The sequence below is a fragment of the Stenotrophomonas sp. 8(2023) genome (assembly GCF_030345295.1).
GTDB classification, from domain to species: Bacteria; Pseudomonadota; Gammaproteobacteria; order Xanthomonadales; family Xanthomonadaceae; genus Stenotrophomonas; species Stenotrophomonas muris.
Map to the genome: position 1 here is coordinate 3,453,726 of NZ_CP128404.1, position 18,719 is coordinate 3,472,444.

The window sequence follows — 18,719 nt, forward strand, 5'->3', positions numbered from 1 at the left end:
CCACCTGCCGGCGTCTTTACGTGTCTGGAGTCACCACCATGAATACCCGCATTCCCCCCGGTCCGGGCGCCGTGCCCATGCCGTCGCGCCGCCTGTTCGTGCAGGGCCTGGCCGCCGGCGGCGTGGTTGCCGGCATCGCCGCCGTCGGCGTACCACAGCGCGCGCTCGCCTCCGCCACGGCCACCCCGCGCCTGGCCGGCGCCCCAGCCGTGCTCAGCGACACCCGCATCGAACTGGCCATCGGCGAATCACTGGCCAACTTCACCGGCCGCACCCGCCCGGCGATCACCGTCAATGGATCGCTGCCGGCGCCGATCCTGCGCTGGCGCGAAGGCCAGACCGTGGACCTGTTCGTGCGCAACACGCTGGAACGCCACCCGACCTCGATCCACTGGCACGGCATCCTGCTGCCGGCCAACATGGACGGCGTGCCCGGCCTGAGCTTCAACGGCATCGGCCCCGGCGAGACCTACCACTACCACTTCCAGCTGAAGCAGTCGGGTACCTACTGGTACCACAGCCACTCGATGTTCCAGGAGCAGGCCGGCCTGTACGGCGCGCTGATCATCGATCCGGCCGAACCGGCGCCGTACCGGCACGACCGCGAGCACGTGATCATGCTGTCCGACTGGACCGACATGGATCCGGGTGCGCTGTTCCGGCGCATGAAGAAGCTCGCCGAGCATGACAACTACTACAAGCGCACCCTGCCCGACTTTCTGCGTGACGTGAAGCGCGGGGGCTGGTCAGCCGCGCTGTCCGACCGTGGCATGTGGGGGCGGATGCGGATGACGCCGACCGACATCTCCGACATCAACGCCCACACCTACACCTACCTGATGAACGGCACCGCCCCGGCCGGCAACTGGACCGGGCTGTTCCGCAGCGGCGAGAAGGTGCTGCTGCGTTTCATCAATGGCGCCTCGATGACCTACTTCGATGTGCGCATTCCCGGCCTGAAGATGACCGTGGTCGCCGCCGATGGCCAGTACATCCATCCGGTCAGCATCGATGAGTTCCGCATCGCGCCGGCCGAAACCTACGATGTGCTGGTCGAGCCCACCGGCCAGGACGCGTTTACCATCTTCTGCCAGGACATGGGCCGCACCGGCTTCGCCGCCGGCACGCTGGCGGTACGCCATGGCCTGCAGGCGCCGATCCCTGCACGCGACCCGCGCCCGTTGCTGACCATGAGCGACATGGGGCATGACATGGGCGGTGGCGGTCATGGCGGGCACGACATGACCGCGATGAAGGGCATGGAAGGCGGCTGCGGCGCCAGCATGGGCCACGGTGCGCATGGCGGCGGTGATGCCGCCAGCAAGGCGCCAAAGCACCCGCCCAGCGAGCGCAACAACCCGCTGGTGGACATGCAGAGCTCGGCGACCGAACCGAAGCTGGACGACCCCGGCATCGGCCTGCGCGACAACGGCCGCCAGGTGCTGACCTATGGCGCGATGCGCAGCCTGTTCGAGGACCCCGATGGCCGCGAGCCCAGCCGTGAGATCGAACTGCACCTGACCGGGCACATGGAGAAATTCTCCTGGTCGTTCGATGGCATTCCGTTCGCCAGCGCCGAACCGCTGCGGCTGAACTACGGCGAGCGCATGCGCATCGTGCTGGTCAACGACACCATGATGCAGCACCCGATCCACCTGCATGGCGTGTGGAGCGATCTGGAGAACGCGCAGGAGGAATTCCAGGTGCGCAAGCACACCATCGACATGCCGCCCGGCACCCGCCGCAGCTACCGCGTGCGCGCCGATGCGCTCGGCCGCTGGGCCTACCACTGCCATCTGCTGTACCACATGGAAGCGGGCATGATGCGCGAAGTGAGGATCGAAGAATGAGCCGCTCACTGCTTTCCCCCAGCCTGCTGGCCCTGGGCCTGGCCGCCGCATTGCCGGTGTTCGCGCAGTCGCACGCCGGGCATGACATGGCCGCGATGGATCCGCCCGCAAAGACCGCCAACGCGCCGGCCGAACAGGCCGATCATTCGAAGATGGACCATTCGAAGATGGATTCGGGCGCCACAGATCATGCCGGCATGGATCACTCGAAGGTGGACCATGGCGCGATGCAACCGGCGGCGATGGACCATTCGCAGATGGACCACGGGGCAATGGGCCATGCCACGCCCGCGCCCACCGAACCGCGCGCCCCCATCCCGGTGCCGACCGATGCCGACCGCGCTGCCGCATTCCCACCGATCGCGCACGGTGCGATGGAGCATGCGCCGGAGATCAACAGCCTGCTGCTGATCGACCGCCTCGAACATTGGGACGGCAAGAGCAGCAATGGCCAGGCCTGGGAGGCCACCGGCTGGATCGGTGGCAACATCAACCGCCTGTGGCTGCGCACCGATGGCGAACGCAGCCGCGGCCGCACCGAGTCATCGTCGCTGGAAGCACTGTATGGCCGCAGCGTGTCGCCGTGGTGGGACGTGCTGGTCGGCGTGCGCCAGGACTTCCGCCCGGCCGACTCGCGCACGTGGGCGGCCATCGGCATCCAGGGGCTGGCACCGTACAAGTTCGAGAGCTCGGCCACGCTGTATATGGGTTCCGGCGGCCAGGTGCTGGCCAAGGCCGAGGTCGAGTACGACGTGCTGCTGACCAACCGCCTGATCCTGCAGCCGCTGCTGGAAGCCACCATCGCGGCCAAGGATGAACCGGAGTACGGCATTGGTCGCGGACTGAACAAGGTCGAAGCCGGGCTACGCCTGCGCTATGAGTTCAGCCGCCGTTTTGCGCCATACATCGGCATCAGCCACGAGCGCACGTTTGGCGACACCGCCGACTATGCCGGTGACCACGCGCGCGACACACGCTGGGTGGCCGGCGTACGCATGTGGTTCTGAGCAGCGGTTCGTGAGCAATGGCCAGCCCCGGCAGCCGCCGGGGCCGGCTACACTGCGCCACGTTCCAGTGCAGGCACCGCCATGTCGTTGCAGATCCGCCGCGCCACCCTTGCCGATGTCGATGCCCTGTCGGCGATCGCCATCACCACCTACACCGAAACCTGGGGCGACTCGTACCCCGCGCAGGAGCTGCATGATTTCCTGCAGGCGCACTACAGCAGCGAACCGCAGCGCACTGAACTGTCCGACCCACGCAGTGCCATCTGGCTGCTGATGGACGGCGACGCCGTGGTCGGCTACCTGGCCGCCGGTGCCAACACCCTGCCGCATGCCGATGCACGCGAGGGCGACATCGAACTGAAGCGGTTCTACATCCTGGCCGCACACCAGAACGGCGGCCATGGTGCACGCCTGATGGACGCGTTCATGGCCTGGCTGGACCAGCCGCAGCGCCGCACCCTGTGGGTGGGCGTATGGGAAGAAAACTTCGGCGCGCAGCGCTTCTACGCGCGCTATGGCTGCAGCAAGGTCGGCGAGTACGATTTCATCGTCGGTGATACCCACGACCGCGAGTTCATCCTGCGGCGGCCGTGATCATGCAGCCCATGTAGCGTCGAGCCATGCTTGGCCAGGGGCCGCAATATCCAGTCGAGCATGGCTCGACGCTACAAACTAGAAATCGAACAGTTCCGACAGGAAGCTGTCCTTCTTCTTTTTCTTGTAGCCTTGGCCCCGGTTGTCCTCGTAGCGCTGGCCGAGGTGGCGGGTATCACGGTGCATCACCGGTGGCGGCGACGCCGGCTGAGCCAGCACGGGCGCTGGCGGCGGTACGGCCGCACCGGCGCCTGCGCGCTCGATGATCTTGTCCAGCTCGCCACGATCCAGCCACACGCCGCGGCAACTTGGGCAGTAATCGATCTCGATGCCGTGGCGTTCGGCCATCTGCAGCGTCTGGGTCTTGCACACGGGGCACAGCATCGGTATTGCTCCTGTCGGTCTGGTTTCGACTGTACCTGCACCGCGATGACTGTGCGGCAACGCGTGACCGATGGCACAGGGACTTCCGGCGCGTGCCCACATGCGTACCGCGCGGCACACTGCGCCCTTGTTCCACAGGGAATGCGTACATGACCGTGTTGTCCCGCCTGCCCACCACCGCGCGCCTGTTGCTGGTGCTGCTGGGTGTCGGCCTTGGCCTGAACCTGCGGGATATCGCCGCGGCCATCGGCACACCGGTTCCCGCACTGCCCATCCCCTATGGCGGCAGCCTGTTGGACAACGCGCTGGCGGTACTGGTGACACTGCTGCTGGCCGCGCTGCTGCGGCCCCGTGACATGGGCCTGATGGCCAGCTTGGGACTGCGCGGAAACGGCTGGGGCGGCCCGTTGTGGGTGCTGCTGGCCAGCCTGCCCTGCTGGCTGGGACTGGCGCTGCTCGGAACTCCGAACACGGCACTGACTGCGCTGGATGCCACGATGCTGGCCGCGCTGTTCCCGCTGGCCGAGGAAGTGCTGTTCCGTGGCCTCGGCTTCGTGCTGCTGGTGAAGATCGTGCGCGGTCCGTGGCCGTTGCTCGCGCTGCCGCAGGCACTGCTGTTCGGCATGGTGCACTGGCTCGGCTTCGGCGGGTTCGACGGCGGCGGCATCGCACTGTTCATTGGCGCGGTGATCGCGCTGGGCGGCTTCATCTTCGCCTGGCTCGACCACCTCGACGGCGACACCCTGTGGTGCGGCCTGATCCTGCATGTTTCGATGAACCTTGCCTGGAATGTGTTCAGCCTCGATGACGCCATCGCATTGGGTTGGCAGGCCACCGGCCTGCGCATCGGCACCGCCCTGCTCGCGGTGGCGGTGCTGGCCTGGCACGTGCGGTTCAGGCGCCAGAGAGGGCTGTAACGCCCGCTTAGCTTGCCGTGCACGTCGGGATCACTGCCGGCTTGCGCATACTTGCGCGCCTTTTCACCGTTGCTGTCCGGAGTTGTCGCGTCATGTTGCTGTCCAAGCGCCACGTTGAACCCCGCGTCCTGCTCATCGAGGACGCCGAGGAAACCCGCGAGCTGAGCCGACTGGCGCTGGAAAGCCAGGCCTGCCACGTAGTGGGCGTGAGCTCTGCCGAAGCGGCGCTGGGCCTGCTGGCGGCCGGTGAGCGTTTCGACCTGCTGTTCACCGACGTCAATCTGGGTGCGATCAGTGGCATTGAAGCCGCCAACCGGGTCCGCAGCCTGTATCCCCAGCTGCCGATCCTGGTGACGTCGGGCATGGACCAGCACCAGGTGCTGCCGCAGCTCCGCGACGGCATCCATTTCCTGCCCAAACCCTACAACATGAGCGAGCTGCTCGACGCCATCCGGCTGTGCTTCCGGCACGCCGATGTGGGCGTATTGACCGGGCCGGACGCACAGGCGGCCTGAGGCACTCATCAACCGCTGCTGTACGGCCCGGTACCCGGGAACACCTTCAGCAGCGCGCGGGTGATCATGTCCGGGTAGACGGTGAAATGGTCCTCGCCGTCGATCACCATGTTCTCCACCTTCAATGATCGCCCGCTGCTGCGCAGCTGCTCGGCGAACTCGGCGTTGTGGCGCAGCATGTCGTTGCGGGTGAAATAGCGCGGCTCCGGCTTGACCGTTTCGAAGCTGCCGATCGACAGCACCACCGTGGTCGGCTGCGCAGGCGCCTTGGCTTCGGCCAGCATGCGCGGCACCCGATGGTTGTCGAACCACAGCGACGGGCTGGACAGGATGTAGCTGCGGAACATGTCCGGGCGCGTGGTCAGCACGTAGGCGCCGAACAGGCCGCCATAGGAATGACCGGCATAGGCTCGCCGCGCCGGATCGGTGCGGTAGCGCGCATCGATCAGCGGCAGTACGCGCTCGGCGAGGAAGTCGCGGTAATGCGCGGCGCCGCCGTAGCTGACGTCGTCGCTGTAGTCACGCGGATCGGTGCGCGCCGGATCGCTCGGCGTGTAATCCCGCGAGCGGCTCTGCCTGGAGGTCAGGCCTTCCTGCGGCGGCAGCCCGACCAGGATGAAATCCTCGATGTTGACGCCCTTCTGCCCGACCAGGTTGCGCACGCTGCGCACCAGCGGGAAGCTGTACAGCGCATCGGTCACGTACAGCACCGGATAGTGCTTTTCCGGATGTGCGGCGTAGTCGGCCGGCAACGCCACCCAGATCGGGTAATCGCGTCCCACCGGGTCGTGCACGCGCAGCGCCTCGGTATCCGGCAGCACCACGCCCTGCGCGGCGGTGGCCGCGCTTTCCTTCGCTTCATCCGGAGTTGCCGGTGGCGCCACCGACATCGCACAGCCCCCCATGGCCAGGCAGGCCGCCACACTCCATCCACGCACACGCTGCATCCACACTCTCCCGTTGCGGGCGACGCACCCGGGTGGCGTCGCTACCGCATCCTCACACGTCGCGCGGCGCCGCGCCACGCGCGGTCAGGGCGAGGCCGGCGGCGGCGCCGGGAACAGTGTGCGCAGCGCCTGCAATGCGGCCGGGTGGTAGACGGTCGCGTGGGTTTCCTCCGGCAGCGGCAGGTACTTCACCAGCGGCGACGGCGAGGCCTGCTGCAGCAGCGCGGCCAGTCGTGCCGTGGAGGCGGCCAGTTCCGGTTGCCCGCTGCTGGCCAGGAACACGTGCGGCTGTGCACGCGTCACCGCCGGCAGCTGCCGGGATGCTCCGGCCAGCATCGCACCACGGTTCCACCACAGGCTGGGGTCCAGCGCGATATAGCTGTTGAACAGCGTCGGCTCCTGCAGCAGCGTCTCGACCACGAACAGGCCAGCCAGCGACTCACCGATCAGCGCACGCTCGTCTGTGGTCGGGTAGCGCTGGCGTACCTGCGGCATCAGTTCATCGCGCAGGAAGCTGCGGTAGGCCGCCGAGCCACCGATGCGTGGCGCGATCTTCTGGTCCTGCGGGTCGCTGCTGGGGCCGGTCATGTCGCGGCGGCGCTCGGTATTCTCGATGCCGACCAGCAGGAACGGACGCATGCTGCCATTGCCGGTCAGCACCTGCACCAGCCCTGCCACATGCAGGAAATCCTCGCCGATGCCGCCATCGGCCATGTACAGCACCGGCAGCGGCGCCTTCGGATCCAGGCCCCAGGGCTGCGGACGATAGACATTGATGCGGCGGGTCTCGCCCAGTGCCTTCGACTGCACGGTGAAGGTCTCGCCGATCACCAGTGGTGCGGCCGCAGCGGTCGATGCCGGCGGTGCTGCCGACACGGTGGGAACAGCTGCGAGGCCCGGCCCTGCGGCGGCCAGCAGGATCAGGGCGGAGAGAGCGACGACGCGCATGCGAACTTCCATTTTCGAGAGGACGGCCAGCATAACTGCGCCGGGGCCCTCAACGGCGATCCAGTTCGATCACGGCCTGGCAGGCACGGAGCTGGTCGTCGGCATCGCGTCCGATTCGAACAAGCGCTGCCGCAACCTCTGCTCGTAACTGGGCGCCCGCATCACGTTCGCCGGTGCGGGCGGCGGCTTCGGACAGACGGCCGGTATGGCACGCGGCGAGGTCGTCGCGCAGGCGGAGAGTGCCAGCGCGCAGGGCAGCCACCACATCGGCATCCACCTCGGCCGCGCGCTCACGATCCTGTTCATGTTGTTCCCCCAGTGAGGCCATCGCCTCGCTCCGTTCTTCCTGATCCCGGCGCAACCGCCGTTCGGACTGCACCGCGCCGGCCTGTTGCTCCACATCGGCACGCGCCATCGCGAGGTCGCTGCGATCACCGCGCCAACGCCAGCCAGTCATGAACATCAGCAACGACCACAGCAGCAGCGACGCCATCACCACCAGCATGCGCGGCATGGGTCACTGCTCCGCCAGGCAACGCGCGTGGCGCTGCTGCTGGCGCTCCCACACTCCCCAGCACACGGTGTTGGGGCGGCCGTCGATGCGGGTTGAACAGTCGTAGCCCCCTGCCCGTCTCCACAGCAGCAAGGCATCGCAGGCCTGGTGATACTCACCCTGCAGCAGATGCCGGCGCATCGACGACGCGCGCCAGTTGCCGATGCCGTACTGGTAGAGGAAATCGACATAGACGTCGTACTCGCCCTGGCTGAGCGCCACACCGGGCAGCGACGCGCGGAACTGCCCTTCCTCCCTGGCCAGATGAGCCTGCACGGCATGCAGCGCGCGTACTGGCGTGGTGCGGTCGCCCAGCCTCACCGGCGTGCCATCCTCGCGAACGGTCGAGCCGAAGCCATAGGTGGGCCGGTCATTGCGCGTGGGCACCACTGCGGCGTCGGTGTATCCCTCGCGGTCAACGATGGCGATCAGGCCCGCAGCACTCAGCGCAAGCGCGGCGACCAGGCTGCGTACCGGCAATGTACTGCCGGGCCGGCTCATTCGCGCTCCCTGCGGCGCCATTCGCGCAGCCAGCGCCAGCCCAGATAGGCAATCTGCGCCGCCAGGTAGATGATGGTGAGGACCACGACCAGGCGGTCCAGGGTGATGCCGGCTGCAAGCGCACCGGCGACGGTAACCGGCGGCGCCGACTTGATGGCCGCCGCGCCGGCCGTGCTGATGATTTCTTCTTTCATGATGGGTCCTGGAGGGAATGCAGGCCGCGTCGCATCGACGTGGCCCGAAGAGGTGCCCGCCCCGCTGCCGGCTCGGCACGAGGGTTGTTCCGGTCGGGAGGCGGGCGGAAGATCGGTTCCGCCGCTCATGCGGCCTGGGCGATGCCCTCCATCCAGCCACGTACGCGCTGGAAGCCAAGTTCGACCAGGTTGAGGTAATGCCGGTTGGATACCGGCCGCTGCCCGCTGTTGGCCAGCAGCAGATTCGCCGTTTCGAATCGTTCGACCTTGCGTCGGCCACGCCCGCAGTAGTAGCCGCGCAGCGCACAGGCCATCGCCACGTTGTCACGCGCGACCGCCGTGATGATGTCTTCGATCTGCTGCGCCAGCTGATCGGTTTCCAGAGGCTTGTAGCCCTGGGCCCGCCCCGGCATGTCACCACGATGCTCGATCAGCACCGCCAGCAGGTTGCGCGACTGGAAGCCGAGGTATTCGCAGTCGCGATGCAGCGCATATTCGCCGCCCCAGTGCTCCAGGCGGCTGCGGACATACTCACCGAACGTATCAAGCTGCATGGGTGGCTTCTCCTTTGACGGGCGACGGGGCCGGATCGAACACATCCGGGCGCAGGGATTCGCGGCGCACGGCGCCCGCAGTGGCCAGCTCGATGCGCCGGCACAGGCGCGCGCCGGGCAGCTTGTGGCCGCGGGCGATCATGTAGAGGGTCCGCAGCGCGCAGCCGGTCTGGTGGGCCAGGCGGCGCATGACGGGACAGCTGGGGGTGCCGTAGCCCCCTTGGGAGATGGCGTAGTCGATGAGGTTCATGGGCCACACATTACTGCCACGGTAATGGATAGTCAATACCGTTTTGGTCATTTGCTGGATTGGTAATGCAGCGCACCATCTACAGATGGACGCCAGTACCGCTCGCACCCTCAACATGCGCCTCCGCGTGGCCGCCGCCGGCGGCCCGGCCGAGTGGGCCCGCCTGTACGGTGGCACCCGCTGGGCCCAGCCCCAGGTCAGCCAGTGGATTTCCGAGAGCAACCCGAAGAGCATCGGCCATCGGCTTGCGCGCGATCTTGAATCAGTGATGCAGCTTCCACATGGAACGCTGGATCGCGTCGATCAGGACGGAGACGTGTCGCTTCAGTCTCAATCTACGGGACTGGATTTCGAGAAAATGAGCGCTGCGGTCAAGGTGCTTTCGCACTACCTGGAGCTGGTCGGCGATCCACCGGAATGGATCTACGATCCCGTGCTGCTGGAGACCGCATTCATGGTCGTGGACGAGTTCGGTCAGCCCTCTGCACCGGACAATGTGCTCGACCTGACGAAGCTTCTGGCAAGACGGATCAGGGAGGCAAAGGATGACTCACACGCGACTCGAGGAGCTCGCACAGCGGTTGGCCGCTAGGACCCAGGAACTGCGCGGCGAGCGCACCCCGGCGCCGGCATTGCGGGTGGTGGCGGGAGACGCACATGTGGTCCGCGGGGAGAGGCGCATGGACGCGATCATGCGCGAGTGGCATTGCCGCATGATCCGCAACGTACGCCGACGCTGGGGCGAACCCATGCAGCATGTGATCGATCAGGCATGTTGCGGTGTGGTCAACATCGAGCAGCTCGCCGACGACGCACTGATCCAGTTGCACAAGGACATGGAGCGCGCGGAGGAGTGCATCCGCGAGGGCATTTCCTTCCACGATGCCGGGCTGTTGCGCGCGCATTACGGCTGACAGCGTCCCTGGCCGGCCGGAAACGGCCGGTTCTGATGAGATCAATTACCTGAAATTACCTTTATTGTTACCTTAAAGGTAATTTTTTTAAGGTGAGCGACGTGGGGGCAGCAGCGACGGAAGCGGGTGCGCGGAGCGCCGCCTCCCCGCACCCGCTGCCAGCGGGCGCCGGGGAGTCGATAGCACCTGCAACACCGCATCGTTGCAGCGGCGCTTCCCCCATTGCGGAAGTGCTTTGAAGGAAGCAACAAAAAAGGCGCCCCTTGGGCGCCTTCTTGATCGTCAATGCAATGGTGGGCCGTGAAGGATTCGAACCTTCGACCAAAAGATTAAAAGTCTTCTGCTCTACCGACTGAGCTAACGGCCCGATGCATCGCCCGGCCTTTCGGCGGGGTCCGCATTCTACCCTACTTTGCCGGGTCGCGCGAAGTACAGGGGTGTTGCGTGTGCCGGCCAGCGGCCGGCACTACCCGGTCGGGTCAGCCCGCTTAAACCTTCCGGGCCTTCCACGCATCCCATCCATGTTCACCACCCGGAGCCACGGATGCGCCTCACCTGCTGTCTGATCGCCATCCTGCTGTTGCCCTGCACAGCAGTGGCCTCGCCGTCCCAGGTCGTCACTGACGACATCGCCCGCTTCTGGGCCACCTATGACGCGGTGCGCGCCGAGCCTGATGCCGAACGCCGCGTGGTGCTGGTCCAGCAACGCTACATCGATCCCGGCAGCCCCGGACTGCATGCACTGATGCAGGTCCGCAACTACACGGCCCGCGAATACGCCGAGGCCATGCAGTCATGGCCACGCTTCTGGACTTCGGTACGGCCGTTGACTGCGAACGCGCAGCAGGCCAGCGCCACGCTGGACCGGGACCTGGACGCGTTCCGCGCGCTCTACCCTGCACTACGTCCGGCCACCATCACCTACGCGATGGGCGTGCTGCGTACCGGCGGCACCACGTTGGGCGACAAGGTGTTGATCGGGGCGGAGATGGTGCTGGGCGATGAGCGCGTGGACGTAAGCGAGCTGCCCGCGCCGATGCGCGGCCGCCTGCGGATCTTCTACGACAGCCGCCCCGGTGCGAACAACGCGCAGAACAACCTGCACGAGTACGTGCATACCCAGCAGCGCGAGACCACCGGCAGCCTGGCCCAGTACGCAGTACGCGAAGGCGTGGCCGAATACGTGGCAGAGCGCATCAGCGGTCGCCGTCCGGCACTGCCGCTGTACGCCTATGGGCCCGCGCACGAGGCACAAATCCGCACGCGCTTTCTTGCCGAGATGCACGGTGACAGCCTGGACAACTGGCTGTACAACAGCGCGCGCAATCCGTTCGGGGTGAGTGATCTGGGCTACTACGCCGGATACCGCATCGCGCAGGAGTACATGCGCCAACAGACCGACGAGGGGGCCGCCATCGCGCGGATGATCGAACTGGACTACGCCGATCCGGACGCGGTGCGCGGCTTCATCGAGGCATCGGGATGGTTGCAGGCCCGGTAGGTCAAGGAGTGCGAACCAACGGTTCGCACCCACCGAGAGGGGGGCGGGCGCACCCACCGAGAGGGGGCGGCTTGCACCCACCAAGAAGGGGCGGTTCGCACCTGCAGTGAAGCCGGCCAGCGGCCGGCTCTACCAGACGCGGTCAGGCGTACAGCGTGGGGTCGGGCACGCCGGCCTCGGCAAAGCCCTGCGCGCGCAGGCGGCAGGCATCGCAATGACCGCAGGCGGCGCCGTGAGCGTCGGCGTTGTAGCAGGACACGGTCAGGCCGAAGTCCACGCCCAGGCGCACGCCTTCGCTGACGATCTGGCCCTTGCTGAGGAACTGCAGCGGTGCGTGCACCTTGATGCCCGCACCTTCCACGCCCGACTTGGTGGCCAGGTTGGCCAGCGCCTGGAACGCCGCCACGAACTCGGGGCGGCAGTCCGGGTAGCCGGAGTAATCCACGGCGTTGACGCCGCAGAAGATGTCGTTGGCGCCAAGCACTTCGGCCCAGCCCAGGGCCAGCGACAGCATGATGGTGTTGCGCGCCGGCACATAGGTGACCGGAATGCCGGCACCGCCGGCCTCCGGCACGTCGATGTCGTCGGTCAGTGCCGAGCCGCCGATGCTGCGCAGGTCCACGTCCACGGTCTTGTGCGCGACCACGCCCTGGGCCTTGGCCACGCGGGCGGCAGCATCCAGTTCGGAGGTATGGCGCTGGCCATAGCGCACGCTCAGGGCATGCACGGCGAAGCCCTGTTCCTGGGCCATGGCGATGACGGCGGCTGAATCCATGCCGCCGGAGAGAAGCACGACTGCCTTCTTCATGGGAAAAACATCCGGTTGGGAGGGGAAAGCCAGCACGCTGTCCCGCGCCGGAGTTACATCAGGGAACGCTACGCCGGCTCATCGGCCCGGCTCGTCGTTCCACAGGATTTTATGCAACTGCATCTGGAAGCGCACCGGCAGCCGGTCTTCGACAATCCAGTCGGCCAGCTGCCGCGCGGTGATCTCGCCCTTGCTGGGCGAGAAGAACACGGTGCAGCGCTGCACCAGGCCGTGCTCGGCGACCATCGCCTTGGCCCAGTCGTAGTCCTCGCGGTTGCAGATGACGAACTTGATCTGGTCGCGGGCGGTCAGCAGCGGCAGGTTTTCCAGGCGGTTGCGGGCCGCTTCGGCCGAACCCGGCGTCTTGATGTCGACGACGCGCGACACCCGCGGGTCCACCGCGCTGACGTCCAGCGCACCGGAGGTTTCCAGCGAGACGTCCATGCCGGCATCGCACAGCTTTTCCAACAGCACCAGGCAGCGCTTCTGCGCCAACGGCTCGCCACCGGTCACGCACACGTGGCGCACGCCCTGGGCCAGCACCTCGGCCACGATGTCGTCGATATCCCACCAGGTGCCGCCGTGGAAGGCATAGGCGGTGTCGCAGTACTGGCAACGCAGCGGGCAGCCGGTCAGGCGCACGAACACGGTTGGCCAGCCGGCGGTATCGGCTTCGCCCTGCAGCGAGGTGAAGATCTCGGTGATCTTCAGGCGTGGCAGGGGTGACTGCACGATCTCACTGGGCGTGGCGGCGGCGCTGGACGGAGTAACGGCGGTCATGGCGGGTACTTCTTGGTGGGACACGTGGCGGGTGGGCTACCGTGGCCGGTAACGAACGCAGCCGAGCATGGCTCGGCTCTACGAAAACAACCGGGCAGACAGGGCCCGGCGCTGCCGGATCCGGGCGGGTTTGCCGAACCGGAAACGAAAGCAGCCGAGCGTGGGCTCGGCTCTACAGGGCATCTATTGTACGCCGGGTCAGCGGATCAGCGGATCTGCTTGCCGAGGCGGATGGACTGCAGACGGTCCTGCGCGGTGCGCGCGGCGTCCGAGCCGGGGTACTGCGCCACGACGGCCTCCAGCGTCTGCTGGGCCTGGTCGACCTTGCCCTCGCCATACTGCGAGAGACCGACCTTGAGCAGGCCGCCGGCGGCCTTGTCGTGGGTCGGATAGCGCGAGAGCAGTTCGCGGAACTGGGTCTCGGCCATCGGGAAGTTGCGGGTGGCGTAGTAGCTCTCGCCCAGCCAGTACAGCGCGTTCGGCGCGTAGACGCCGTTCGGGTACAGCTGCAGGAAGCTCAGGAACAACTGCGCCGAATCATCGTACTTGCCGGCCTTCAGCGAATCGAAGGCGACGTTGTAGGAGGTGCGCTCGTCGCCGGTGGCGGCAAGACTGCCGGCATCACCGTGGACGGAAGGCGGCCGCTCGGAAGTGGCCGCCGCTGCGGGTTTTGCCGGGGCCGGTGCGGCCTTCGGCGCGCTCGCCGGAACGGGCGGCAGGGCCGGGGCGGCATTGCCCCCTTCCAACCGGTTCAGGCGGCTGTCCAGATCCAGGTACTGGTCCTGGGCGGACTGCTTGAGCTGGGCGTTGTCGTGCTGCAACTGCTCGATCGAGGCCTGCAGGCTGGTGACCTGCTGCCGCAGCTGATTGATCTGGTTCAACAGGTCCTGGTTGGCGCTGTTGTTGTACATCTGCTGCTCGAGCGCGCCGACACGGTCGGCCAGGCTCTGTCGCTGTGCATGCGCCGGTGCGGCAGCCACGAGGGCTGCCGCAACGACCAGCATCAGTTTGATGCCAATGCGCATGGATTACTGCGCGGTGTAGACGATTTCGACGCGACGGTTCTGCGACCAGCAGGACTCGTTCGACTCGGTGCAGACCGGACGCTCTTCACCGTAGGACACGACGGTCAGCTGCGAAGCCGAGCCACCGTTGGCCTGCAGGGCCGAGTTGACGCCGTTGCCACGACGCTCACCCAGGGCCTGGTTGTACGCGCGCGAACCGCGTTCGTCGGTGTGGCCCTGCAGGGTGATGCGCGAGGACGGACGGTCACGCAGGTACTTGGCGTGGCAAGCCATGATGGCCTGGAATTCCGGCTTCACGTCTTCCTTGTCCAGATCGAAGTAGACAACGCGCTGGCGCAGGCAAGCGTCGGTGTCCAGGTCGCCCGGGCCGTACAGGCCGGAGGTCGACGGACCGGTCGGGGTGGTGGTGGAGGTGCCGGTGTCGACCGGGGTTGCCGGCTCTTCCTTCACCTTCTTCGAGCAACCGGCCAGGACGGCCACAGACAGCAGGGAAACAAGCAGAACGCGGGTGGACTTGTTCATGGCGATACCTTTGTGGCTCCTAGGCCGATGAGGGGTTCAAGACAGCGAAAATATTAACACTCTTTTAGCGCTGGGTACGGTATGGGGACCATGCCGGTTCGCGCACATCTCCGTCAGCCAGAACCAACCGCTGGCGCACGCGCGCATCGGCGGAAACGGCGTACAGCACACCACGGCCACCCTCGCGGGCGGCGTACAACACCATGCTTGCGTTGGGCGCAAAGCTCGGAGATTCATCCAGCGAACCCGGGGACAGCGTGCTCCAGCGGGGCGAACCCAGCGAGCTGTCCATCATCGCGATCTTGTAGCTGTTGCCCGAGCCCTGCGCAACGGCGATCTTCTTGCCGTCGTAGGACACCGAGGGCTTGGCATTGTAGTTGCCCTGGAAGGTCACGCGCTCGGCACTGCCGCCACCGGCGCCGACCTTGTAGACCTGCGGGCGGCCGCCGCGGTCGGAGGTGAAGTACACCGCGCTGCCATCCGGCGCCCAGGTCGGCTCGGTGTCGATGGCGAAGTGGTTGGTCAGCTGGGTCAGCTGCTTGCTGCCCAGGTCCATCACGTAGATTTCCGGGTTGCCCGAACGCGACAGGGTCAGGGCCAGCTTGCGGCCATCCGGCGAGAACGCCGGGGCGCTGTTGATGCCGCGGAAGCTGGTGACCAGTTCGCGCGCACCGGTGCCGATGTTCTGGATGTAGATCGCCGAATTGCCACGCTCGAAGCTGACGTAGGCCAGCTTGCTGCCATCCGGGCTCCACGACGGCGACAGCAGCGGCTCGGCCGAACGCACGATGGTCTGCGGGTTGTAACCGTCGGAGTCGGCCACCATCAGGGCATAGCGCATGGCATCGCCCTTGCCGCTGGCGGTCACGTAGGCGATGCGGGTCCAGAAGGCGCCGCGCACGCCGGTGATCTTCTCGTAGATGGCGTCGGCCATCTGGTGGGCGACGTCGCGCATGGCGTTGCCACGGGCGGTCATCGCCAGGCCCAGCAGGCGCTCGCCCTTGGGCACGTCGAACAGTTCGTACTCGACGCGGTAGGCACCAGCACCGGCATCGAGCACGCGGCCGACCACGATGTAGTTCTGCTTCAGCGCGCGCCAGGTGGCGAACTGGATGTCACCGCCACGCACGGGCTTCTCGACGATCTGCGCTTCCGGCAGCGTGCGGAACTGGCCCGAACGCTCCAGGTCGGCGCGGACCACGCCGGCGACGTCGGTCTGCGGAGCGGCCGACGAACCCTGGTAGGGCATCGGCACGATGGTGATCGGCAGGGCGGAGGCATTGCCGCCGATGATGTCGATATCCAGCCCCTTCTGCTGCGCGACGGCAGCAAAGGGCAGCAACAGGGCCGCAAACACGGCAAGCCAGCGAGGCATCTTTTTCATGGAGCGCTCAATAGGGGGAAACCGGAACGAGGGATAACAAAGCGGGAGTGAACCGCTTCGCAATCATGAACCAAGGGTACGTGAATTCCGGGTCAGTTCCAGCCCGTCCTCTCACGCACCGTTAACGTCGTGGCTAACATCGCACCTGCCTGCCCCGGTCACGCCGCCCCTCGGGGCGGTGTTCGACAGCAGCCTGCAGCCTGCCCGGCCGAAACCGAGCACGCCAGAGGCAAGCGCGACATCCGTGGGCAGGAGTGGCCCGAGGCCACCCCTGCCCTGCCCGCCTCAGCGATCCTGGGCGGTAAAGGTGAAGTTGAGCGTACGCGCGAACACCGACTCGAAGCCGCGGTACGGCAGTGGCTGCGCATTGAGCACCGCGGCCTCGATCGAACGCTTGCCGGCCTCGTCATAGGGGCAGTTCGGGCTGACCTTGGCCTGCATCACCGTGCCGCCCGGAATCTGGGTGATGGTGATCTGGCAACGCTGGCCCAGCGGCACCGTATCCGGGCGCACCCACTGCGACAGCACCTTGGCCTGGATCGCTGCGGCGTACTTGGCTGAAAGATCGTCGCTGTTGCCACCACCACCGGCCGCCGGCTGGGAAGCGCCGCTGGAGCCGGCAGCGGCACTGCCGGCAGCATTGCGCGCGGCGGCGACCTCGCGCAGCTTCCGCTCGGCCAGCTTGGCTTCCTTCTCGGCCTGCTCGCGGCGGGCACGGATCTCGGCGATCTTCTTCTGCTTCTCGGCCTCGGCCTTGTCAGCCGCGACACGCTCCTGCTCGGCCTGCTTCTTCTTCTCGTCCGCTTCCTGCTGCTTGGCCAGGCGCAGCTTCTGCTCCGCTTCTTCCTGGCGCTTGCGTTCGGTCAGGTCGATCTGCTCCTGGCGGCGCTTGGCTTCCTGTTCCTGCTTGGCCTTCTCCTGCGAGATGGCCAGTGCGCTCACCGCTTCCTGGTCCTTGGTGTCCGGCTGCGCAACACGCTCCTGCGCCTGTTGCTGCTGGGGCGTGGGCGCGTCCTGCGGGCGCGGCTCGGGAATCGGCTGCGGTGGCGGAATGGTGTCTTCCGGCACCGGGATCGGCTCGGCGACCGGCGGCGGCAGGTCCTCCAGCTTCTCCGACTGGCGCAGCGCCTGGCGTGCGGCGGACGCCTCGGAGGCGGACAGCGCCAGGCTGGCCTCGACCGAGGGGTCGCCAGCGGCGGCATCGGTGTTGCGCTGGGGCGACCACAGCCAGGCCACGATGAAGACCAGCGCGACCAGCAGGTGCACCAGCAACGCCAGCGCCAGGGGCAGACCCCAGCCGGGTTCGCGCTGATGCGGGGGTGGCAGGGCGTCAGCGTGCATCGGTGGCCAGGCCTACCTTGTCTACCTTGGCGCGCTTGATCACGTCCATCGCGGCAATGACCTTCTCATAGGCCACGGCGCGGTCGGCGGCGACGATCACGCGCACGCCCTTGTCCTGGGCGGCGATGCCGGCCAGGCGGCCTTCCAGTTCCTCGGCCGACACGGCGGCCGGCTCCTTGGCGTCGGGCAGCTTCAGGCTGAGCTGGCCGTCCTGGCGCACCGAGACGATCACAGGGTCCTGCTTGCTCTCCAGCGCCTTGGCGTTGGACTGCGGCAGGTCGACGTCGAAGCTCAGGGTGAGCAGCGGTGCGGTGACCATGAAGATGATCAGCAGCACCAGCATGACGTCGATGTAGGGAACGACGTTGATTTCCGATTTCAGCTTGCGGCGCTTGCGGCGACCGATGGCAGCGGACATGGCTTGGACTCCCGGGTCAGGCGCTTACTCGTCGCCAGCGCTCTGGCGCTGCAGGATGGAGCTGAACTCTTCGGCGAAGGTCTCGAACCGCACCGACATGCGCTCCACGCGGGTGGTGAAGCGGTTGTAGGCCCACACCGCCGGGATCGCCACGAACAGGCCGATGGCGGTGGCGAACAGTGCCTCGGAGATGCCCGGCGCGACGGCGGCGATACCGGCCTGGGCACCGCTGCTGATCATGTCGTGCATGGTCACCATGATGCCGAACACGGTACCGACCAGGCCCACGTACGGGGCAGTCGAGCCGATGTTGGCCAGCAGCTCCAGGTTGCGCTCGAGCTGGTCCACTTCGCGGGTATAGGTGGTGCGCATCGCGCGCTGCGCGCCTTCAAGCTGCGCACGGCCATCCAGCCGGCGCTTGTCGCGCAGGCGGGTGTACTCGCGGAAACCGGCTTCGAAGATGGCTTCCAGGCCGGTCACGCTGCGGCTGCGGTCGGTGGCTGCGCTGTACAGCTTGCCCAGGTCGGCGCCGGACCAGAAACGGTTCTCGAACTCGTCGGCTTCGCGGGTGGCCTGCTTGAACACGCGGGCCTTGCGGAAAATGATCACCCAGCTGACGAACGAGCCGACCAGCAGCAGCAGCACGATGATCTTCACCGGCAGGCTGGCCTTGGCCATCAGTTCGAGGTAGTTGATGCCGCCGCCGGTGGTGGCCTGGGCAAGGGTCTGTGTCGCGGCGTTGCTGACGTCGGCCGGCAGTGCCTCGGTGACCGTGGCCTGCAGGGCCAGGAGCGTTGCGATCATCCGTTGTT

Annotated in this window: 24 protein-coding genes and 1 tRNA gene; 8 read left to right on the forward strand and 17 right to left on the reverse strand. The window is 66.8% G+C overall.

Features of this window, described 5'->3' with window-relative positions:
- Positions 1-38 precede the first annotated feature (38 nt).
- From QP609_RS16085 to QP609_RS16095, 3 genes are all read left to right on the forward strand, one after another.
- Positions 39-1,850 carry a copper resistance system multicopper oxidase gene (locus tag QP609_RS16085; RefSeq protein WP_197621350.1) on the forward strand — a complete coding sequence of 604 codons (1,812 nt, stop codon included), beginning with the start codon at positions 39-41 and terminating at the stop codon, positions 1,848-1,850.
- A complete protein-coding gene (locus QP609_RS16090; protein ID WP_197621349.1) occupies positions 1,847-2,857 on the forward strand; it encodes a copper resistance protein B in 1,011 nt (336 codons plus the stop codon). The genes QP609_RS16085 and QP609_RS16090 overlap by 4 nt, the downstream gene beginning before the upstream one ends.
- 81 nt (positions 2,858-2,938) lie before the next feature.
- A complete protein-coding gene (locus QP609_RS16095; RefSeq protein WP_032958968.1) occupies positions 2,939-3,451 on the forward strand; it encodes a GNAT family N-acetyltransferase in 513 nt (170 codons plus the stop codon).
- A 78-nt stretch (positions 3,452-3,529) separates the two neighbouring features.
- On the opposite strand, the gene QP609_RS16100 is transcribed toward QP609_RS16095, so the two are convergent.
- Positions 3,530-3,835, reverse strand: a complete 306-nt coding sequence (locus QP609_RS16100; protein ID WP_046432080.1) for a zf-TFIIB domain-containing protein — start codon at positions 3,833-3,835, stop codon at positions 3,530-3,532.
- A gap of 149 nt (positions 3,836-3,984) precedes the next feature.
- Here QP609_RS16100 and QP609_RS16105 point away from each other — a divergent pair, with 149 nt between their 5' ends.
- Together QP609_RS16105 and QP609_RS16110 are read left to right on the forward strand one after the other, a co-directional pair.
- On the forward strand, positions 3,985-4,752 hold the full coding sequence (locus QP609_RS16105; protein WP_014648112.1) for a CPBP family glutamic-type intramembrane protease: 768 nt from the start codon (positions 3,985-3,987) through the stop codon (positions 4,750-4,752).
- A 92-nt stretch (positions 4,753-4,844) separates the two neighbouring features.
- A complete protein-coding gene (locus QP609_RS16110; RefSeq protein ID WP_014648113.1) occupies positions 4,845-5,267 on the forward strand; it encodes a response regulator in 423 nt (140 codons plus the stop codon).
- 8 nt (positions 5,268-5,275) lie between these two features.
- Here QP609_RS16110 and QP609_RS16115 read toward each other — a convergent pair whose 3' ends face one another.
- The 7 genes from QP609_RS16115 to QP609_RS16145 all read right to left on the reverse strand — a co-directional run bounded on the left by QP609_RS16115 (position 5,276) and on the right by QP609_RS16145 (position 9,214).
- A complete protein-coding gene (locus QP609_RS16115) occupies positions 5,276-6,214 on the reverse strand; it encodes an alpha/beta hydrolase-fold protein (protein WP_046432083.1) in 939 nt (312 codons plus the stop codon).
- A gap of 84 nt (positions 6,215-6,298) precedes the next feature.
- On the reverse strand, positions 6,299-7,162 hold the full coding sequence (locus QP609_RS16120; RefSeq protein ID WP_014648115.1) for an alpha/beta hydrolase-fold protein: 864 nt from the start codon (positions 7,160-7,162) through the stop codon (positions 6,299-6,301).
- A gap of 49 nt (positions 7,163-7,211) precedes the next feature.
- On the reverse strand, positions 7,212-7,676 hold the full coding sequence (locus QP609_RS16125) for a lysis system i-spanin subunit Rz (protein WP_014648116.1): 465 nt from the start codon (positions 7,674-7,676) through the stop codon (positions 7,212-7,214).
- A 3-nt stretch (positions 7,677-7,679) separates the two neighbouring features.
- Positions 7,680-8,216, reverse strand: coding sequence for a glycoside hydrolase family protein (locus QP609_RS16130; protein ID WP_014648117.1), 537 nt, complete (start codon positions 8,214-8,216; stop codon positions 7,680-7,682).
- Complete coding sequence (locus tag QP609_RS16135) at positions 8,213-8,410, reverse strand: hypothetical protein (RefSeq protein WP_014038210.1); 198 nt, start codon at positions 8,408-8,410, stop codon at positions 8,213-8,215. Before QP609_RS16135 ends, QP609_RS16130 begins: the two co-directional genes overlap by 4 nt.
- Positions 8,411-8,535: 125 nt before the next feature.
- Positions 8,536-8,964 carry a hypothetical protein gene (locus tag QP609_RS16140; RefSeq protein ID WP_014038211.1) on the reverse strand — a complete coding sequence of 143 codons (429 nt, stop codon included), beginning with the start codon at positions 8,962-8,964 and terminating at the stop codon, positions 8,536-8,538.
- Positions 8,954-9,214 carry a YdaS family helix-turn-helix protein gene (locus tag QP609_RS16145; RefSeq protein WP_014648118.1) on the reverse strand — a complete coding sequence of 87 codons (261 nt, stop codon included), beginning with the start codon at positions 9,212-9,214 and terminating at the stop codon, positions 8,954-8,956. The genes QP609_RS16140 and QP609_RS16145 overlap by 11 nt, the downstream gene beginning before the upstream one ends.
- 85 nt (positions 9,215-9,299) lie before the next feature.
- On the opposite strand from QP609_RS16145, the gene QP609_RS16150 reads away from it, so the two are divergent.
- The gene (locus QP609_RS16150) at positions 9,300-9,806 is read left to right on the forward strand and encodes a hypothetical protein (protein ID WP_041863715.1); all 507 of its coding nucleotides are present in this window, start codon (positions 9,300-9,302) and stop codon (positions 9,804-9,806) included.
- Between the two features lie 88 nt (positions 9,807-9,894).
- Positions 9,895-10,128, forward strand: a complete 234-nt coding sequence (locus QP609_RS16155) for a hypothetical protein (RefSeq protein WP_032958956.1) — start codon at positions 9,895-9,897, stop codon at positions 10,126-10,128.
- A 291-nt stretch (positions 10,129-10,419) separates the two neighbouring features.
- On the opposite strand, the gene QP609_RS16160 is transcribed toward QP609_RS16155, so the two are convergent.
- Positions 10,420-10,495: transfer RNA gene (locus QP609_RS16160), tRNA-Lys, on the reverse strand.
- Positions 10,496-10,672: 177 nt separating this feature from the next.
- Here QP609_RS16160 and QP609_RS16165 point away from each other — a divergent pair.
- Positions 10,673-11,629, forward strand: coding sequence for a DUF2268 domain-containing putative Zn-dependent protease (locus tag QP609_RS16165; protein ID WP_197621348.1), 957 nt, complete (start codon positions 10,673-10,675; stop codon positions 11,627-11,629).
- A 142-nt stretch (positions 11,630-11,771) separates the two neighbouring features.
- Here QP609_RS16165 and queC read toward each other — a convergent pair whose 3' ends face one another.
- The 8 genes from queC to tolQ form a co-directional block, all read right to left on the reverse strand.
- Positions 11,772-12,437 (reverse strand): 7-cyano-7-deazaguanine synthase QueC, encoded by a 666-nt coding sequence (gene queC, locus QP609_RS16170; RefSeq protein WP_032958954.1) that lies wholly within the window; start codon positions 12,435-12,437, stop codon positions 11,772-11,774.
- Between the two features lie 78 nt (positions 12,438-12,515).
- Positions 12,516-13,217, reverse strand: a complete 702-nt coding sequence (queE, locus tag QP609_RS16175) for a 7-carboxy-7-deazaguanine synthase QueE (RefSeq protein ID WP_046432157.1) — start codon at positions 13,215-13,217, stop codon at positions 12,516-12,518.
- Between the two features lie 206 nt (positions 13,218-13,423).
- Positions 13,424-14,242, reverse strand: a complete 819-nt coding sequence (gene ybgF / locus QP609_RS16180) for a tol-pal system protein YbgF (protein WP_049406165.1) — start codon at positions 14,240-14,242, stop codon at positions 13,424-13,426.
- A gap of 3 nt (positions 14,243-14,245) precedes the next feature.
- Positions 14,246-14,764: a peptidoglycan-associated lipoprotein Pal gene (gene pal, locus QP609_RS16185; RefSeq protein ID WP_014648158.1), complete on the reverse strand. Its 519-nt coding sequence runs from the start codon at positions 14,762-14,764 to the stop codon at positions 14,246-14,248.
- A gap of 64 nt (positions 14,765-14,828) precedes the next feature.
- Positions 14,829-16,148: a Tol-Pal system beta propeller repeat protein TolB gene (gene tolB / locus QP609_RS16190; RefSeq protein ID WP_014038220.1), complete on the reverse strand. Its 1,320-nt coding sequence runs from the start codon at positions 16,146-16,148 to the stop codon at positions 14,829-14,831.
- Between the two features lie 285 nt (positions 16,149-16,433).
- Positions 16,434-17,489 (reverse strand): cell envelope integrity protein TolA, encoded by a 1,056-nt coding sequence (tolA, locus tag QP609_RS16195; protein WP_014648159.1) that lies wholly within the window; start codon positions 17,487-17,489, stop codon positions 16,434-16,436.
- Positions 17,479-17,907 (reverse strand): protein TolR, encoded by a 429-nt coding sequence (gene tolR, locus QP609_RS16200; RefSeq protein ID WP_006438804.1) that lies wholly within the window; start codon positions 17,905-17,907, stop codon positions 17,479-17,481. Before tolR ends, tolA begins: the two co-directional genes overlap by 11 nt.
- A gap of 24 nt (positions 17,908-17,931) precedes the next feature.
- Positions 17,932-18,711 (reverse strand): protein TolQ, encoded by a 780-nt coding sequence (gene tolQ, locus QP609_RS16205; RefSeq protein ID WP_005410752.1) that lies wholly within the window; start codon positions 18,709-18,711, stop codon positions 17,932-17,934.
- Positions 18,712-18,719: the final 8 nt, after the last annotated feature.

Coding starts and splice junctions, on each gene's coding strand:
- QP609_RS16155 (WP_032958956.1), top strand. CDS start 9,895: ATGGACGCGATCATGCGCGAGTGGCATTGCCGCATGATCCGCAACGTA.
- pal (WP_014648158.1), bottom strand. CDS start 14,764: ATGAACAAGTCCACCCGCGTTCTGCTTGTTTCCCTGCTGTCTGTGGCC.
- tolQ (WP_005410752.1), bottom strand. CDS start 18,711: ATGATCGCAACGCTCCTGGCCCTGCAGGCCACGGTCACCGAGGCACTG.
- tolB (WP_014038220.1), bottom strand. CDS start 16,148: ATGAAAAAGATGCCTCGCTGGCTTGCCGTGTTTGCGGCCCTGTTGCTG.
- queC (WP_032958954.1), bottom strand. CDS start 12,437: ATGAAGAAGGCAGTCGTGCTTCTCTCCGGCGGCATGGATTCAGCCGCC.
- tolA (WP_014648159.1), bottom strand. CDS start 17,489: ATGCACGCTGACGCCCTGCCACCCCCGCATCAGCGCGAACCCGGCTGG.
- QP609_RS16095 (WP_032958968.1), top strand. CDS start 2,939: ATGTCGTTGCAGATCCGCCGCGCCACCCTTGCCGATGTCGATGCCCTG.
- QP609_RS16125 (WP_014648116.1), bottom strand. CDS start 7,676: ATGCCGCGCATGCTGGTGGTGATGGCGTCGCTGCTGCTGTGGTCGTTG.
- QP609_RS16165 (WP_197621348.1), top strand. CDS start 10,673: ATGCGCCTCACCTGCTGTCTGATCGCCATCCTGCTGTTGCCCTGCACA.
- QP609_RS16135 (WP_014038210.1), bottom strand. CDS start 8,410: ATGAAAGAAGAAATCATCAGCACGGCCGGCGCGGCGGCCATCAAGTCG.
- QP609_RS16145 (WP_014648118.1), bottom strand. CDS start 9,214: ATGAACCTCATCGACTACGCCATCTCCCAAGGGGGCTACGGCACCCCC.
- queE (WP_046432157.1), bottom strand. CDS start 13,217: ATGACCGCCGTTACTCCGTCCAGCGCCGCCGCCACGCCCAGTGAGATC.
- QP609_RS16085 (WP_197621350.1), top strand. CDS start 39: ATGAATACCCGCATTCCCCCCGGTCCGGGCGCCGTGCCCATGCCGTCG.
- QP609_RS16150 (WP_041863715.1), top strand. CDS start 9,300: ATGGACGCCAGTACCGCTCGCACCCTCAACATGCGCCTCCGCGTGGCC.
- QP609_RS16090 (WP_197621349.1), top strand. CDS start 1,847: ATGAGCCGCTCACTGCTTTCCCCCAGCCTGCTGGCCCTGGGCCTGGCC.
- QP609_RS16105 (WP_014648112.1), top strand. CDS start 3,985: ATGACCGTGTTGTCCCGCCTGCCCACCACCGCGCGCCTGTTGCTGGTG.
- tolR (WP_006438804.1), bottom strand. CDS start 17,907: ATGTCCGCTGCCATCGGTCGCCGCAAGCGCCGCAAGCTGAAATCGGAA.
- QP609_RS16115 (WP_046432083.1), bottom strand. CDS start 6,214: ATGCAGCGTGTGCGTGGATGGAGTGTGGCGGCCTGCCTGGCCATGGGG.
- QP609_RS16140 (WP_014038211.1), bottom strand. CDS start 8,964: ATGCAGCTTGATACGTTCGGTGAGTATGTCCGCAGCCGCCTGGAGCAC.
- ybgF (WP_049406165.1), bottom strand. CDS start 14,242: ATGCGCATTGGCATCAAACTGATGCTGGTCGTTGCGGCAGCCCTCGTG.
- QP609_RS16100 (WP_046432080.1), bottom strand. CDS start 3,835: ATGCTGTGCCCCGTGTGCAAGACCCAGACGCTGCAGATGGCCGAACGC.
- QP609_RS16130 (WP_014648117.1), bottom strand. CDS start 8,216: ATGAGCCGGCCCGGCAGTACATTGCCGGTACGCAGCCTGGTCGCCGCG.
- QP609_RS16120 (WP_014648115.1), bottom strand. CDS start 7,162: ATGCGCGTCGTCGCTCTCTCCGCCCTGATCCTGCTGGCCGCCGCAGGG.
- QP609_RS16110 (WP_014648113.1), top strand. CDS start 4,845: ATGTTGCTGTCCAAGCGCCACGTTGAACCCCGCGTCCTGCTCATCGAG.